We start from the raw sequence: 15,077 nt of genomic DNA, 5'->3' as shown, positions 1-15,077 counted from the left end.
TGGGACGATGGCGGCACTGTGACGACGCCTGCTGCCACCGATCCCGCCCGGATCCGGAACTTCTGCATCATCGCCCACATCGACCACGGCAAGTCGACGCTGGCCGACCGCATGCTCGAGGTCACCGGGATCATCGAGGCGCGGCAGATGCGCGCGCAGTACCTCGACCGCATGGACATCGAGCGCGAGCGCGGCATCACCATCAAGGCGCAGAACGTCCGCCTGCCGTGGACCCCGCGCACGGGCGAGGCCGCCGGTGACGAGTACGTCCTCGACATGATCGACACCCCGGGGCACGTCGACTTCACCTACGAGGTGTCCCGGTCGCTGGCCGCCTGCGAGGGCGCGGTGCTGCTGGTCGACGCCGCCCAGGGCATCGAGGCCCAGACGCTGGCCAACCTCTACCTGGCCCTGGAGAACGACCTCACGATCATCCCGGTCCTCAACAAGATCGACCTGCCGGCCGCGCAGCCGGAGCGCTACGCCGCGGAGATCGCGCACATCATCGGCTGCGACCCCGAGGACGTGCTGCGGGTCAGCGGCAAGACCGGTGAGGGCGTCCCTGAGCTGCTCGACGCGATCGTCGCCCAGATCCCCGCCCCGGTCGGGGACGCCGAGGCCCCGGCCCGCGCGATGATCTTCGACTCGGTCTACGACATCTACCGCGGCGTCATCACCTACGTCCGCGTCGTCGACGGGCGGATCTCCAGCCGCGAGCGGATCAAGATGATGTCCACCGGCGCCGTCCACGAGCTGCTCGAGATCGGCGTCATCTCCCCGGAGCCCAAGCCGGTCGACGGCCTCGGCGTGGGCGAGGTCGGCTACTTCATCACCGGTGTGAAGGACGTCCGCCAGTCCCGGGTGGGCGACACCGTCACGCTGCAGCACAAGCCGGCCGCCGAGCCGATCGGCGGGTACAGCGACCCCAAGCCGATGGTCTACTCCGGTCTCTACCCGATCGACGGCAGCGAGTACCCGCTGCTGCGCGAGGCGCTGGACAAGCTGCTGCTCAACGACGCCGCGCTCACCTACGAGCCGGAGACCTCGGCGGCTCTCGGCTTCGGCTTCCGCGTCGGCTTCCTCGGCCTGCTGCACCTGGAGATCGTCCGCGAGCGGCTCGAGCGCGAGGCCGGCATCAGCCTGATCTCCACCGCGCCGAACGTCGTCTACCGGGTGGTGATGGAGGACCGCTCGGAGATCACCGTCACGAACCCGAGCGACTGGCCCGAGGGCAAGATCGACCGCGTCTACGAGCCGATCGTCAACGCCACGATCATCGCGCCCAGCGACTACACCGGCGCGATCATGGAGCTGTGCCAGAGCCGGCGCGGCCAGCTCGGCGGCATGGACTACCTCAGCGAGTCCCGCGTCGAGCTGCGCTACACGCTGCCGCTCGGCGAGATCATCTTCGACTTCTTCGACGCGCTGAAGTCGCGCACCCGCGGCTACGCCAGCCTCGACTACGCCGAGGCCGGCGAGCAGGAGTCCGCGCTGGTCAAGGTGGACATCCTGCTGCAGGGCGAGGCCGTCGACGCGTTCAGCGCGATCGTGCACAAGGACAAGGCCTACAGCTACGGCGTGATGATGGCCGGCAAGCTGCGCGAGCTCATCCCGCGCCAGCAGTTCGAGGTGCCGATCCAGGCCGCCGTCGGCTCCCGGGTCATCGCCCGCGAGACGGTGCGCGCCATCCGCAAGGACGTGCTCGCCAAGTGCTACGGCGGTGACATCACCCGCAAGCGCAAGCTGCTGGAGAAGCAGAAGGAGGGCAAGAAGCGGATGAAGATGGTCGGCCGCGTCGAGGTCCCCCAGGAGGCGTTCGTCGCCGCGCTCTCCACCAACGAGTCCACCGCCTCCAAGAAGTGAACGCGCGGCTGCTGGCCGTCTGCGTCTCCGGCTCCGACCTGCTGCCCCTGCCGGGGCGCCGGCCCGACCGCAGCGGCATCGACAAGCGGCCGGTGGCCGGCCGGGTCGCCGTCGCCGCGCTGGGCCTGGACGGCGACGTCCAGGTCAACCGCAAGTACCACGGCGGGGAGGGCCAGGCGGTCTACGCCTACGCCCAGGAGGACGCCGACCACTGGGCTGCCGAACTAGGCCGCGACCTCCCGCCGGGCCGCTTCGGGGAGAACCTGCGGACGGCGGGCCTCGACCTGACCGGCGCGGTGATCGGCGAGCGCTGGCGGGTGGGGACGGCGCTGTTCGAGGTCACCGCGCCGCGGATCCCGTGCGCCAACTTCGCCCGCTTCTGGGGCGTGCCGGACCTGGTCAGGCGCTTCACCGCGCACGGTGCCACCGGCGCGTACCTGCGGGTGCTCGAGAGCGGCGAGATCGGCGCCGGCGACGAGGTCACCGTCGTCGAGCGGCCCGCGCACGGGGTCACCACCGGCCTGGCCTTCCGGGCGCTGACCACCCAGCGGTACCGGATCGCGCAGCTCGAGCCGGCGCTGGCGGCGATGCCGGTCAAGGACCAGGCCAAGCTCGCCGAGCGGATCGCCCGCGCCGCGAGCCGGTCGGAGGCCGCTGCCCGCGCCTGAGCGGCGGGGTCGGTTACCGTGCCCGCGCCGGGTGCACCGGCGCGACGGGGAGGTCGTCATGCTGCTGCGCCGTGCCGCCGGACTGGTGGCCGGGCTCGTGCTCGCGGGGTCGGCGCTGGCCGGCTGCGGGTCCGACGAGCCGGAGGAGTCGGCCGGTGACCTGCTGTCGCGCGCCAAGACGACGCTCGACGACACCGACCGCCTGCACTTCGTCCTGACCAGCGAGGGGGCGCCCACCACCGGCACCGCGCTGGTCGGCGGCGAGGGCGACGTCGTCCGGCCGGCCTCCTTCCAGGGCACGCTGCAGGTGCTGGCGGTGGGCTCGGCGCTGGACCTGGCCGTGGTCTCCGTCGACGGCACCGTCTACGCCCAGCTGCCCTTCACCAGCGGCTACAGCGTCGTCGACCCCGCGCAGTTCGGCTTCGGCGACCCCGGCGCGCTGCTCGACCCCGACACCGGCATCTCCCAGCTGCTGGCCCAGGCCGACTCCGCCGAGCTGGGGGAGGAGCGGCGGGTCGACGGCGAGGTGGTGCGCGAGGTCACCGCGCAGCTGCCCGGCGAGCTGGTGGAGGAGGTGCTCACCAGCGCCGACCCGAGCCAGCCGGTGGAGGCCCGCTACTCCGTCGCCCCCGAGTCGGGCGAGCTGCGCCGCGCCGAGCTGACCGGCCCCTTCTACGCCGCCGACCAGGACGCCACCTTCACCATCGAGCTCTCCGAGGCCGGCGACGATGTCGAGATCACCGCACCGCCTGTCGGCTGAGCCCCGGGCGCGCGCGGTCCCGGGGCTGCCGCTGGTCGTCCTGGCCACGCTCGCGGTCCTGGTGACCGCGGCCGACACCTACGTCGTCGTCCTGGCGCTGCCCGACATCCTCACCGGGGTCGGCGTCGGCATCGACGAGCTGCAGCGGGCGACGCCGATCATCGGCGGTTTCCTGCTCGGCTACACCGCCACGCTGCCGCTGCTGGGCCGGCTGGCCGACCTGCGCGGGCGGGTGCCGGTGCTGGCCGGCTGCCTGCTGCTGTTCGCCGTCGGCTCGCTGCTCACCGCGACGGCGACCGGGCTGGGCCCCGCCGTCGCCGGGCGCGGGCTGCAGGGCGTCGGCGCCGGCGGGCTGGTCCCGGCCACGCTGGCGCTGGTCGCCGACCGGTGGCCGCCGGAGCGCCGGGCGGTGCCGCTGGGCGTGGTCGGCGCCGTGCAGGAGGCCGGCGCGGTGCTCGGCCCGCTGGCCGGCGCCGCGGTGCTCGCCGTCAGCGACTGGCGGGCGGTCTTCTGGCTCAACCTGCTGCTCGGGATCGCGCTGGCCGCCGGGGTGGTGGTCACCGGGGGACGGCGGCCCGACCCGCTGGGCCTCGCGCTGCTCGCCGTCACCGGCACGGCCGCCGGGCTGCACCTGGCCGAGCCCGCCGCGCTGGCCGAGGACGTCACGCTGGGCCTGGCCTGGGTGCCGCTGGCCGAGGGCGTCCCCGCCTCCACACCGCTCGTGTTGGCAGCGGTGGTCGCGGGCACGGCGCTGGTGGCGCGCAGCCTCACCCGTCCCGTCGGCGCGGTCCTGCCGCTGCGCGGGGTGCCGCGGCTGCTGCGCGAGGTCGACGTGCTCGGCTCGCTGCTCGCCGTCGTGGCGCTGGGCGCGCTGGTGTGGGCCTTCGCCGCGGCCGACCCGGCGCGCGAGGTCGTGGCCCACGGCCCGGTGCTGCTGCCGGTGGCGGCCGCGGCGGCCGTCGCGTTCTGGCTGCACGAGCGGCGCGCGCCCGACCCGGTGCTGCCGCTGGGCGCGCTGCGGCCGGCCGGTGCCTGGGGCGCGCTGGTGGTCAACCTGCTGGTCGGGGTGGCGCTGGTGGCCGCGCTGGTCGACGTCCCGCTGTTCGCCCGCGCGACGACGACGCCCGGCGACCAGCTCGGCGCCGCGCTGGTGCTGGTGCGGTTGCTGGTCGCCGTCCCGGTGGGTGCGGTGGCCGGCGGGTGGCTGTGCCGGGGAGTGCCCCCGCGGGCGGTGGCGGCGGGCGGCATGACACTGGCCGCGCTGGCGCTGTGGGCGATGACCGGCTGGGGGGAGACCTCGCTGGACTCGTGGACGTCGACGCTCGTGCTGCTCGCCGCGGGCCTGGGGTTCGGCCTGGCGATCGCGCCGGTGAACGCGGTGCTGCTCGCCGTCACGCCGCCCGAGGTGCACGGCAGCGCCGGCGCGCTGGCCGTCGTCGCCCGGACCGTCGGCATGCTGGTCGGGCTCTCGCTGCTGACCGCGGTGGCGCTGCGCCGCTTCACCGCCGAGGTGGAGGCGATCGGCTCGCCGCTGACGCTGTGCCCCGCGTCGCCCGCGGACTGCGCGGCGTACGACGACGCCACGAACGCCGCCGTCCTCACCCAGCTGCACACCGTGTTCGCCGGCGCCGCGGTCGCCGCCGGGCTGGCGGCGGTCGCGGCGCTGGTGCTGCTCCGGGAGGTCAGCCGGGCTCGCGCACCCCGGGTCAGAGGGTGAAGACGATCTTCCCGGCGGTGCGGCCCTCGAGCATGCGGGCGAAGCCGTCGCGGGCCTGGTCCAGCGGCAGCTCGACGTCGATGACCGGGCGGACGCCGGTGGCCGCGCACATCCGCATGAGCGCCTCGAGCTCGTCGCGGGTGCCCATCGTCGAGCCGATGACCGACAGCTGGGTGAAGAACACCCGGTTGAGCTCGGCGCTCGGGTCGAAGCCGGTGGTGGCGCCGGAGGTGACGATGACGCCGCCGGGCTTGAGCGACTTGACGCTGTGGCTCCAGGTCGCCTTGCCGACGGTCTCCATGACGCCGTCGACCCGCTCGGGCAGCCGGGCGCCGGGCTCGAACGCCTGCTCGGCGCCCAGGTCGAGGGCCGCCTGCCGCTTCTCCTCGCTGCGGCCGGTCACCCACACCCGGAACCCGGCAGCCCGCCCCAGCACCACCAGTGCGGTGGCCACGCCGCCGCTGGCGCCCTGCACGAGCACCGTGTGCCCGGGCCGCAGGCCGGACTTCACGAAGAGCATCCGGTAGGCCGTCAGCCAGGCGGTGGGCAGGCACGCGGCCTCGCCGAAGGACAGCTCGGCCGGCTTCGGCACGACGTTGCGCCGGGGGACGGCGACCCGCTCGGCCATGGTGCCCTGGTACAGCTCGGAGAAGAGCGTGCGCCTGGGGTCGAGCGTCTCGTCGCCGGTCCACCCGGGGGTGGCCACGACGCCGTGGACGACGACCTCGTTGCCGTCCTCGTCCAGACCGGCCGCGTCGGTGCCCAGGATCATCGGCATGCGCTCCTGCGGCAGGCCCACGCCGCGCAGGCTGAACAGGTCGTGGTGGTTGAGCGAGACCGCCTCGACCTGCACCGTCGTCCAGCCGTCGGGCACCTCGGGCTCGGGACGGTCGCCGACCTCCAGCACGGAGAGCGGGTCGTCGGGCGAGGGCGTGGAGACGAAGACGGCGCGCATGCGCCGGACGCTAGCCGGTGACCGGTCGCCGGGCGACGGGGGTCGCGGCCCGCCCGGAGCCGCGACCCCGCGCCGGTCAGTGCGGTGCCGCGCAGTTCGACAGGGCCGTCCGGATGTCCCCCGGTACGCCGACCAGGTCCGTCGTGGCGTCGATGCCCAGCGCCGGGATCTCCAGGGCGATCGAGCCGGTCACGTCGGCCTGGCGGATGAGCACGCGCAGGTCGCACTCGGTCGGGAACGGCGGCTCCGGCTGCTCGGTGGCCGGCCCCCGACCGCGCCACTGCACGTCGACGGTGAGCGTGCCGGTGAGGTCGGGCAGCCCGTCGGCGAAGCAGGTGACGCCGGTCGTCCCGGCCGTGCTCACCGACCCGAGCCCGCGGAAGTCCGCCGGCAGGCTCTCGTCGGCGAAGCACTCGTAGCTGCCGGCGAAGACCTCCGGCACCGTGAGGGGCGCCTCCCCGTCCGGGTCGTAGGCGGTCAGGAACACTCCCGCGCCGCCGACGAGGGGGAAGGCGGTCGCCGACCCGGTCGTCGTGTTCTCCGTCCCCGCACCGGCCGGGGGCGCTGCCCCCGCGGTGCCGGTCAGCGCGCCCAGGGTGCCGGCAGCCAGCAGCAGGGTCAGTGCGCCGGCCGTCCTCGTCCGCATGTCGTCCTCCTCCGCGCGACCCGGGCCCTCCGGGTCGGGCGGGGGGAGCGTGGCAGCGGAGGGGGAGAGCCGGAACGGATCCGTGCGCGGCGGTGCCGGGCGGCGGCGCGTCGGCCGGGACGCGCCGTCAGCGGACGACGAGGACGTGCTCCCCGCGCGGGACGAACTCCCCGACGACCGGGGCGCCGGGCACCTCGCCGGCCAGCAGCAGCCCCCCGGACGTCTGCGCGTCGGCCAGCAGCAGCGCCTCGTCCTCGTGCACGGCGGACAGGTCGGTGTGCGGGCGCACCCAGTCGAGGTTGCGCCGGGTGCCGCCGGAGACGAACCCGGCGGCCAGCGCCTCGCGGGCACCGGTGAGGTACGGGACGGCGGCGGCGTCGACCACGGCGGTCACCCCGCTGGCGCGAGCCATCTTGTAGAGGTGCCCGAGCAGGCCGAAGCCGGTGACGTCGGTGCCCGCGCGGACGCCGGCGGCCAGCGCCGCCAGCGAGGCGTCGCGGTTGAGCGCGGTCATCGAGGCCACCGCCTCCTCGCTGACCTCGCCGGTGGCCTTCATCCGGTTGTTGAGCACGCCGACGCCGAGCGGCTTGGTCAGCGACAGCGGCGTCCCGGCGACGGCGGCGTCGTTGCGGATGACGCGGTCGAGGTCCAGGACGCCGGTGACCGCCATGCCGTACTTGGGCTCGGGGTCGTCGATGGAGTGCCCGCCGCCGACGTGGCAGCCGGCCTCCTGCGCGGCCTCCAGCCCGCCGCGCAGCACCTCGGCGGCCAGCTCGGCCGGCAGCACGTCGCGCGGCCAGCCCAGCAGGTTGACCGCGACGACGGGGGTGCCGCCCATCGCGTAGACGTCGGAGAGCGCGTTGGCCGCGGCGATCCGGCCGAAGGTGTACGGGTCGTCGACGACCGGGGTGAAGAAGTCGGTGGTGAGCACCAGCCCCTGCCCTCCGGCGATGCGCACCACGGCCGCGTCGTCGCCGTCGTCGAGGCCGACGACCAGCTCCGCGGCCGGGTCGGCCGGGCCGGTGTGCGTGAGCCCCGCGACGACGGCCTCGAGCTCACCGGGCGGGATCTTGCAGGCGCAGCCGCCGCCGTGGGCGTACTGGGTGAGCCGGATGCGGGAAGGCGCGGTGGTCACGGCCTCACCGTAGGCTGGCACGTGGAGGCGTCAGGGTGTCTGGTGGCCCCCGCGGCCTCTAAAGCCGACGTGGCCGAGCAGCTCGGTCAGGCGGGTTCGATTCCCGTCCGCCTCCGCCAGCCGACCCCGTCGCGGGCGGCGCCTACGCTCCCGAGGCGATGAGCGCCGACCCGCGGCGGGCAGTGCCCCGCACCGACACGCTGCTGGCCGATCCCGCGCTGGCCGCATCCGCCGCCCGGCTCGGCCGTGACCTGGTCAAGGACGCCGTCCGCGCCGTCCAGTCGCGCGTCCGCGCCGGTGAGCTGGACCCGGAGGACGCCGTCGCCGCGGTCCTCGCCGGCCTGCCGACGACGGCGGGCAGCCTGCGGCCGGTCCTCAACGCCACCGGCGTGCTGGTGCACACCAACCTCGGGCGGGCGCCGCTGTCACCGGCCGCCGTCGAGGCCGTGGTCGCCGCGAGCGGGACCACCGGCGTCGAGCTCGACCTGCGCACCGGCCGCCGCGGCCCGCGCGGGGAGGCGGCGCTGTCCGCGCTGCTCGCGGCCGTGCCGGCGGCCGAGGCGGCGGTCGTGGTGAACAACTGCGCGGCCGCCCTGGCCCTGGTGGCGACGGCGCTCGGCGGCGAGCTGGTCATCGCCCGGGGCGAGCTGGTCGAGATCGGCGACGGGTTCCGCATCCCCGAGCTGCTGGAGTCCACCGGGGCGCGGCTGCGCGAGGTCGGCACCACCAACCGGGTCGCGCTCGAGGACTACACGCGCGCGCTCGGCCCGGGCACCGGCGCGGTGCTCAAGGTGCACCCGTCGAACTTCGTCGTCCGCGGGTTCACGCGGGCGGTGCCGGTGGCCGCGCTCGCGGCCGGCCTCGCCGGGACCGGCGTCCCGCTGGTCGCCGACGTCGGCTCGGGCCTGCTGCGCCCGCACGCCGCGCTGCCCGAGGAGCCCGACCTGCAGACCACGCTGGCCGACGGCGCCGACCTCGTCCTGGCCAGCGGCGACAAGCTGCTCGGCGGCCCGCAGGCCGGGCTGGTGCTCGGCCGCGCCGACCTCGTGCAGCGGTTGCGCCGCCACCCGCTCTACCGCGCGCTGCGGGTGGACAAGACGACGCTGGCCGCGCTGGAGGCGACGCTGCGCGGCCCGCTCCCGCCGGTGCAGGAGATGCTCGCCGCCGACGTCGCGGACCTGCGCGCGCGGGCCGGTGCGCTCGCCGCCCGGCTGGCCGCCGCCGGTCTCGACGCCCGCGCCGTGGACTCGGCCGCCCGCGTCGGCGGGGGAGGGGCGCCCGAGCACCCGCTGCCGAGCGCCGCGGTCTCGCTGCCCTCCGCGTTCGCCGAGCCGCTGCGGCTGGGCGCGCGGCCGGTGGTCGGGCACCTCGCCGACGACCGGACGCTGCTGGACCTCCGCAGCGTGCCGCCGTCGGCCGACGACGACCTCGCCGCCGCGGTGCTGGAGGTGGCCCGCCGGTGGACGTGATCGCCACCGCCGGCCACGTCGACCACGGGAAGTCGACGCTGGTCCGCGCGCTCACCGGCATGGAGCCCGACCGGTGGGAGGAGGAGCGCCGGCGCGGCCTGACCATCGACCTCGGGTTCGCCTGGACGACGCTGCCCTCGGGCCGGGTGGTCGCCGTCGTCGACGTGCCCGGGCACGAGCGGTTCGTCGGCAACATGCTCGCCGGGGTCGGGTCGGTGCCGGCCGCGCTCGTCGTGGTGGCCGCCGACGACGGCTGGTCGGCGCAGACGGCCGAGCACGTCGCCGTCCTCGACGCGCTCGGCGTGCGTCACGCGCTGCTGGCCGTCACCAAGGCCGACCTCGCCGATCCCGCACCGGTCCTGGCCGACGCGACCGAGCGGCTGGCGGCCACGTCGATGGGCGTCGTGCCGGGCGTGGCGGTGAGCGCGCCGACGGGGCGGGGCGTCGCCGACCTGGCGGCCGCGCTGGAGGCCCTGCTGGCCGGGCTCCCCGCGCCGGACGCCGCGGCTCCGGTGCGGCTGTGGATCGACCGCGCGTTCCCCATCCGCGGCGCCGGCACCGTGGTCACCGGCACGCTGGCGGCCGGGTCGGTGGCGCCGGGCGACCGGCTGCGGCTCGGCGGCCGCGAGGTGACCGTGCGCGGCGTGCAGTCGCTGGGCCGGCCGGTGGAGCAGGCGGCGGCGACCGCGCGCGTGGCGCTCAACCTGCGCGGCGTCGCCGTCGAGGACCTGTCCCGCGGCGACGCGCTGCTCACCCCCGGCGCCTTCCGGGAGACCGACGAGGTCGACGTCGTCCTGGCGCGGGAGCCCGGGGAGCGGCTGCCGGCCGAGGCGGTGCTGCACGTGGGGTCGGCAGCGGTGCCCGTGCGGCTGCGTCCGCTGGAGGGGACGGCGGTGCGGCTGCGGCTGGCCTCGCCGCTGCCGCTGCGGGTGGGCGACCGGGTGCTGCTGCGCGACCCGGGCGCCCGCCGGGTGCTCGGCGCCGACGTCCGCGACGTCGCCCCGCCGGAGCTGCGCCGCCGGGGTGCCGCCCGGCAGCGGGCCGCCGACCTCGACGCGCAGGAGGCCGGGCCCGCGGGTGCGGCGGCCGACCTCGCGCGGCGACGGGTGGTGCGCGCCGACGACTTCACGGCGATGGGCTGGCCGGTGCCCGACGACGCCGTCCGCGCCGGCCCGTGGCTGCTCGCACCCGGGCTGGTGGGGGAGCTCGCCCGGCGGGTGCCCGGGCTGGTGGCCGCGCACCGGCAGGCGCACCCGCTGGAGCCGGGGCCGCCGGTCGCCGCGGTCCGCCGGGAGCTGGACCTGCCCGCCGACGACCTGGTGCCACTGGTCGTCTGCCCGCCGCTGGCGCTGCGCGAGGGCCGCGTGGTGGTGGCCGCCGCGGGCCTGCCGCCGGCCGTGCAGCGCGCCGTCGACGCGATCCGGACCCGCCTGGCCGCCGATCCGTTCGCCGCACCGGACGCCGAGGAGCTGCGCGCCGCCCGGCTGGGCCCGCGCGAGCTGGCGGCGGCGGTGCGCGACGGACAGCTGGTCCGCATCGCCGACGGCGTGTACCTGGCACCGGGGGTGGAGGAGGTCGCGCGCCGGCGGCTGGCCGGCGTGCCCCAGCCGTTCACGCTCAGCCAGGCCCGCTCGGCGTGGGGGACCTCGCGCCGTGTGGCGGTGCCGCTGATGGAGTGGCTCGACGCCCGCGGGGTCACCCAGCGGCTGCCCGACGCGAGCCGCCGGCTGCGGTGACCGGGCCGCTGCGAGCCGGACGGGCGCAGTCACTGGTCCGCGGACGCTCGTGCTGTGCCCCCCATCCGGACCAGAGCACGAGCGAGCGGGCGAGAGGGGTCCGGCGGGAACTCGTGCTCTGCCCCGCCGGGCGGGGCAGAGCACGAGCGAGCGACGGAGGAGGATCAGCCGCCCGCCTCGCGCAGGAGGCGGGCGCGCTCGTCGCTCCCGGTGTGCACCGGCCGCGCGGGCTCGGCGTCCACCGTCTCCACCGCGTCGTCGGGGCGGACCGGCTCGGGCAGGGTGCGGAAGCGCGCGCGGGGGTCCTCGGCTGCGGTCACGCCCGCAGGGTCCCGCGCCGCCGGTGCCGGCGCTAGAGGGTGGGGACCCAGCGGGCCGGGCGCCTCTCGCGGAACGCGGCGATGCCCTCCTGGCCGTCCTCGCCGGCGAAGGCCCGCGCCGAGAGCTCGAGCAGGTCGTCGAACGAGCCGCGCAGCCCGCCGGCGCGCAGCAGCCGCTTGGTCTCGGCCAGTGCCCACGGCGACCCGGCGGCCAGCGCCAAGACCTGCCCGTCGACGGCCGCGTCCACCTCGTCGTCGGGCGCCACGAGGTCCACCAGCCCGCCGGCCGCGGCGGTGGCGGCGTCGAACACCTCGCCGGTGAGCATCAGCCGGTGCGCCACGGGGGGCTGCATCCGGGGCAGCACGACCGCGGAGATCACCGCCGGCACCAGCCCGAGCCGCACCTCCGACATGCCGAACGTCGCCGAGGAGGCGGCCACGACGACGTCGCAGGCGGCCGCCAGACCCACCCCGCCGGCGCGCGCGGGGCCGCGGACCGTGGCCACCACCGGCTTGGGTGCCGTCCACAGGGCCTCCAGCAGGTCGGGCAGCTCGCGCACGCCCTGGTCCCCGGCGCCGGCGCCGGCGGCCTCGGACAGGTCCATGCCCGAGCAGAAGACCCGGCCGGTGTGGTCGAGCACGACCACCCGGACGGCGTCGTCGGCCAGCGCCGCGTCGAGCGCCTCGCGCAGCTGACCGCGCAGCGCGCGGGACAGCGCGTTGCGGTTGGCGGGGGAGTCCAGGACCAGGCTGGCCACGCCCCCCGCGACGGTCACCTGCAGCAGCCGGCCCTCGCTCACCGGGGCATCCTCCCCGGGGGAGCCGCGGCGCGGCACACTGGGAGCGGATGACCACGACCCTGCCGCTGCTGCCGGCGCGCCCGCCGGCGGACGACGACCTCCCGGCCGGCGCCCGCGAGCACCTGACGACGACGCCCTTCGGCCTGTACGTGCACGTGCCCTTCTGCGCCACGCGCTGCGGCTACTGCGACTTCAACACCTACACCTCCGACGAGCTCGGCCCCGGCGCCAACCGCGCCGAGTACGCCGGGACCGCGATCGCCGAGCTGTCCCGCGCCGCGCGGGTCCTCGGCCCCGACCTGCCGACGGTCTCCACGGTCTTCGTCGGCGGCGGCACCCCGACGCTGCTGCCCGCCGAGGACCTCGCCGCCGTCCTGGCCGCGGTCCGCGAGCTGTTCCCCGTCGCCCCCGACGTCGAGGTCACCACCGAGGCCAACCCCGAGTCGGTGACGCCGGCGTCGCTGGCGACCCTGCGCGCGGCCGGCTTCACCCGGCTGAGCCTGGGCATGCAGTCCGCGGCCGAGCACGTCCTCGCCGTGCTCGACCGCCGGCACACGCCCGGCCGGGCGGCGCAGGCCGCACGCGAGGCGGCCGCGGCCGGCTTCGAGCACGTCAACCTCGACCTCATCTACGGCACGCCCGGTGAGACCGACGCCGACTGGGCCGCCTCACTGGACGCCGTCCTGGCCGCGCCGGTCGACCACGTGAGCGCCTACGCGCTCATCGTCGAGGACGGCACCCGGCTGGCCCGCCGCATCAGCCGCGGCGAGCTGCCCGTGCCCGACGACGACGTCCTCGCCGACCGCTACGTGCAGGCCGACACGACGCTGCGCGGTGCCGGGTTCGACTGGTACGAGGTCAGCAACTGGTCGCGCGGGGAGGCCGCCCGCTGCCGGCACAACGAGCTGTACTGGGCCAACGCGAACTGGTGGGGGATCGGCCCGGGGGCGCACAGCCACGTCGGCGGGGTGCGCTGGTGGAACGTCAAGCACCCGGCGGCCTACGCCGGGCGGCTGGCGGCGGGGGAGAGCCCGGTGGCCGACCGCGAGGTCCTCGACGACGCCGACCGCGCGCTGGAGACCGTCATGCTCGGCCTGCGGCTGCGCGACGGGCTGCCGCTCGCCGCGCTGTCCGACACGGGCCGGCTGCGCGCCGCGGACGCCGTCGCCCGCGGCCTGCTGGAGGCCGGCGCGCACGGGGCGGGGCGCGCGGTGCTCACCGACCGCGGCCGGCTGCTCGCCGACGCCGTCGTCCGCGACCTCACGGACTGAGCCACTGGCGCCACGAGGGCTCCCCACGTCTGACGGATGTCAGGTCGGGACGACGACGTCCCGCACTGGTACGCGCACCCGGGCCGGCGCCAGGCTCGTCACGTGCCCCTCGACGCCCTGGAGCTCTCCGGCCTCACCGTCCGCCACGGCGACGTGCTCGCCGTCGACGGCCTCGACCTGCGCATCGGGACGGGGGAGACCGTCGCGCTGCTCGGCCCCAACGGCGCCGGCAAGTCCTCCACCGTCTCCGCCGTCCTCGGCCTGCTGCGCCCCGCGGCCGGCACCGTCCGCGTGCTGGGCCGCGCCCCGGCCGACGCCGTCCGTGCCGGCTCCGTCGGCGCGATGCTGCAGCACGGCGGACTGCCGAGCGAGGCGCGCGTCGGCGAGGTCCTGCAGCTGGTGCGGCGCAGCTACCCCGACCCGTGGCCGCTGGAGGACCTGGTGGCCACCACCGGCACCGGCGGGCTGCTCGGGCGCCCCGTCGAGGCGCTCTCGGGTGGCCAGCGGCAGCGGGTGATGCTGGCCCTGGCGCTGGCCGGTCAGCCGCCGCTGCTGCTGCTCGACGAGCCCACCTCCGCCATGGACGTCGAGGGCCGGCGGGCCTTCTGGACGACGATGCGCGAGCTCGCCGCCCGCGGCACGACCGTCGTCTTCGCCACCCACCACCTCGAGGAGGCCGACGCCGTCGCCGACCGGGTGGTGGTCCTCGCCGGCGGGCGCGTGGTCGCCGACGGCTCCTCCGCCGGGGTCCGCTCGGCGGTCGCGGGGCGCACCGTGCGCCTGTCGGTGACCGACGACGCCGACCTCACCGGGCTGCCCGGCGTCACCGCCGCCACGCGCCGGGGCGGCACCGCCGTCCTCACCACCTCCGACGCCGAGGCCACCCTGCGCGTCCTGCTCGACCGCGGTGTCCCGCTGGCCGACCTCGAGGTCCGCGGCGCCAGCCTCGAGGACGCCGTCCTCACCCTCACGACGGGAGCCGCCCGATGAGCCCGCTGTTCGCCTTCCAGCTGCGCCGGGTCGGCCGCAACCGGCAGTACCTGCTCTTCACCGTCGTCCTGCCGGCGGCGTTCACGGTCTTCTTCACGCAGGTCTTCGCCGGCGCGCCCGGCGGGATCAGCCAGGAGGCCGCCGCGGCCACGATGGTCGCGATGATGGCCTACGGCGCCATCGGCGCGGCGCTGGGCGCGACCATCCGGCTCTCCTTCGACCGGGCCTCGGGGTGGCTGCGGCAGCTGCGGGTGACGCCCGTGCCGCAGACCTCGGTGGTCGCCGTCGACGTCGCCGTCGGGATGCTGCTCACCCTGCCGCCGCTGGTGGTCGTCGCGCTGGTCGGGCGGTTCGTCAGCGGCGTGCGGCTCGACCCCGCGGCGTGGGCAGGCCTCGTCGGCGTGCTGTGGCTCGGGTCGGCGGTGTTCGTGGCGCTGGGCCTGCTGCTGGGCTGGGCCCTGGAGGAGAAGGCGGCCGGCGGCGCCATCGGGCTCGTCGCCACCGTGCTGGCCGCGCTCGGCGGGCTGTGGGTGCCGGTGGAGGTCTTCCCGTCGGGTCTGCGCGCGGTGGCGCACGCGCTGCCGTCCTACTGGTACGCGCAGACCGGCCGCGACGTCGCCGCGGGCGGTCCGCCGGGGGCCACGGCGGTGGCGGTGCTCGTCGCGTCCGGGGTGGTCTTCGCCGTGCTCGCCGTCGCCGTGGCGCGCCGCCGCCCGCTCGCGGCCGTGGCCGGCTGAGCGGGCTACG

General features: G+C 76.6%; 14 protein-coding genes and 1 tRNA gene. 10 read left to right on the top strand and 5 right to left on the bottom strand.

The genetic code is table 11. The features are described from left to right. The first annotated feature begins 18 nt into the window (after positions 1-18). The 4 genes from lepA to JD79_RS21340 are packed head-to-tail and all read left to right on the top strand — an operon-like array spanning position 19 to position 5,008. Positions 19-1,863, top strand: coding sequence for a translation elongation factor 4 (lepA, locus tag JD79_RS21355; RefSeq protein WP_110007145.1), 1,845 nt, complete (start codon positions 19-21; stop codon positions 1,861-1,863). Beyond that, the gene (locus tag JD79_RS21350) at positions 1,860-2,531 is read left to right on the top strand and encodes an MOSC domain-containing protein (RefSeq protein ID WP_110007144.1); all 672 of its coding nucleotides are present in this window, start codon (positions 1,860-1,862) and stop codon (positions 2,529-2,531) included. Before lepA ends, JD79_RS21350 begins: the two co-directional genes overlap by 4 nt. Before the next feature lie 58 nt (positions 2,532-2,589). Continuing rightward, positions 2,590-3,291 (top strand): LppX_LprAFG lipoprotein, encoded by a 702-nt coding sequence (locus JD79_RS21345; RefSeq protein WP_146220513.1) that lies wholly within the window; start codon positions 2,590-2,592, stop codon positions 3,289-3,291. Next, positions 3,260-5,008 (top strand): MFS transporter, encoded by a 1,749-nt coding sequence (locus JD79_RS21340; RefSeq protein WP_110007142.1) that lies wholly within the window; start codon positions 3,260-3,262, stop codon positions 5,006-5,008. Before JD79_RS21345 ends, JD79_RS21340 begins: the two co-directional genes overlap by 32 nt. On the opposite strand, the gene JD79_RS21335 is transcribed toward JD79_RS21340, so the two are convergent. The 3 genes from JD79_RS21335 to selD form a co-directional block, all read right to left on the bottom strand. Continuing rightward, a complete protein-coding gene (locus tag JD79_RS21335) occupies positions 4,998-5,963 on the bottom strand; it encodes a zinc-binding dehydrogenase (RefSeq protein ID WP_110007141.1) in 966 nt (321 codons plus the stop codon). The genes JD79_RS21340 and JD79_RS21335 overlap by 11 nt on opposite strands. A gap of 76 nt (positions 5,964-6,039) precedes the next feature. Continuing rightward, positions 6,040-6,609, bottom strand: coding sequence for a hypothetical protein (locus JD79_RS21330; RefSeq protein ID WP_110007140.1), 570 nt, complete (start codon positions 6,607-6,609; stop codon positions 6,040-6,042). A 127-nt stretch (positions 6,610-6,736) separates the two neighbouring features. Further along, the gene (gene selD, locus JD79_RS21325) at positions 6,737-7,744 is read right to left on the bottom strand and encodes a selenide, water dikinase SelD (RefSeq protein ID WP_211308098.1); all 1,008 of its coding nucleotides are present in this window, start codon (positions 7,742-7,744) and stop codon (positions 6,737-6,739) included. 23 nt (positions 7,745-7,767) lie between these two features. Here selD and JD79_RS22870 point away from each other — a divergent pair. The 3 genes from JD79_RS22870 (at position 7,768) to selB (ending at position 10,949) form a co-directional block, all read left to right on the top strand. Further along, a tRNA-OTHER gene (locus JD79_RS22870) sits at positions 7,768-7,863 on the top strand. A 39-nt stretch (positions 7,864-7,902) separates the two neighbouring features. After that, the gene (gene selA, locus JD79_RS21320; protein ID WP_110007139.1) at positions 7,903-9,213 is read left to right on the top strand and encodes an L-seryl-tRNA(Sec) selenium transferase; all 1,311 of its coding nucleotides are present in this window, start codon (positions 7,903-7,905) and stop codon (positions 9,211-9,213) included. Continuing rightward, positions 9,204-10,949 carry a selenocysteine-specific translation elongation factor gene (selB, locus tag JD79_RS21315; protein ID WP_110007138.1) on the top strand — a complete coding sequence of 582 codons (1,746 nt, stop codon included), beginning with the start codon at positions 9,204-9,206 and terminating at the stop codon, positions 10,947-10,949. Before selA ends, selB begins: the two co-directional genes overlap by 10 nt. Before the next feature lie 164 nt (positions 10,950-11,113). Here the strand turns inward: selB and JD79_RS21310 are convergent, their stop codons facing one another. Both JD79_RS21310 and JD79_RS21305 read right to left on the bottom strand, forming a co-directional pair. After that, positions 11,114-11,269 carry a heme biosynthesis protein HemY gene (locus tag JD79_RS21310; RefSeq protein ID WP_110007137.1) on the bottom strand — a complete coding sequence of 52 codons (156 nt, stop codon included), beginning with the start codon at positions 11,267-11,269 and terminating at the stop codon, positions 11,114-11,116. Positions 11,270-11,301: 32 nt separating this feature from the next. Next, entirely contained in the window at positions 11,302-12,069 is a 768-nt protein-coding gene (locus JD79_RS21305) for an enoyl-CoA hydratase-related protein (RefSeq protein ID WP_110007136.1), read from the bottom strand. 47 nt (positions 12,070-12,116) lie between these two features. Here JD79_RS21305 and hemW point away from each other — a divergent pair, with 47 nt between their 5' ends. The 3 genes from hemW (at position 12,117) to JD79_RS21290 (ending at position 15,067) form a co-directional block, all read left to right on the top strand. Next, complete coding sequence (hemW, locus tag JD79_RS21300) at positions 12,117-13,340, top strand: radical SAM family heme chaperone HemW (RefSeq protein ID WP_110007135.1); 1,224 nt, start codon at positions 12,117-12,119, stop codon at positions 13,338-13,340. 102 nt (positions 13,341-13,442) lie between these two features. Further along, positions 13,443-14,330: an ABC transporter ATP-binding protein gene (locus JD79_RS21295; RefSeq protein ID WP_110007134.1), complete on the top strand. Its 888-nt coding sequence runs from the start codon at positions 13,443-13,445 to the stop codon at positions 14,328-14,330. Continuing rightward, positions 14,327-15,067 carry an ABC transporter permease gene (locus tag JD79_RS21290; RefSeq protein ID WP_110007133.1) on the top strand — a complete coding sequence of 247 codons (741 nt, stop codon included), beginning with the start codon at positions 14,327-14,329 and terminating at the stop codon, positions 15,065-15,067. Before JD79_RS21295 ends, JD79_RS21290 begins: the two co-directional genes overlap by 4 nt. Positions 15,068-15,077: the final 10 nt, after the last annotated feature.

Source organism: Geodermatophilus normandii, from assembly GCF_003182485.1.
GTDB classification, from domain to species: domain Bacteria; phylum Actinomycetota; class Actinomycetes; order Mycobacteriales; family Geodermatophilaceae; genus Geodermatophilus; species Geodermatophilus normandii.
This window is presented reverse-complemented; position numbering and strand designations above follow the sequence as displayed.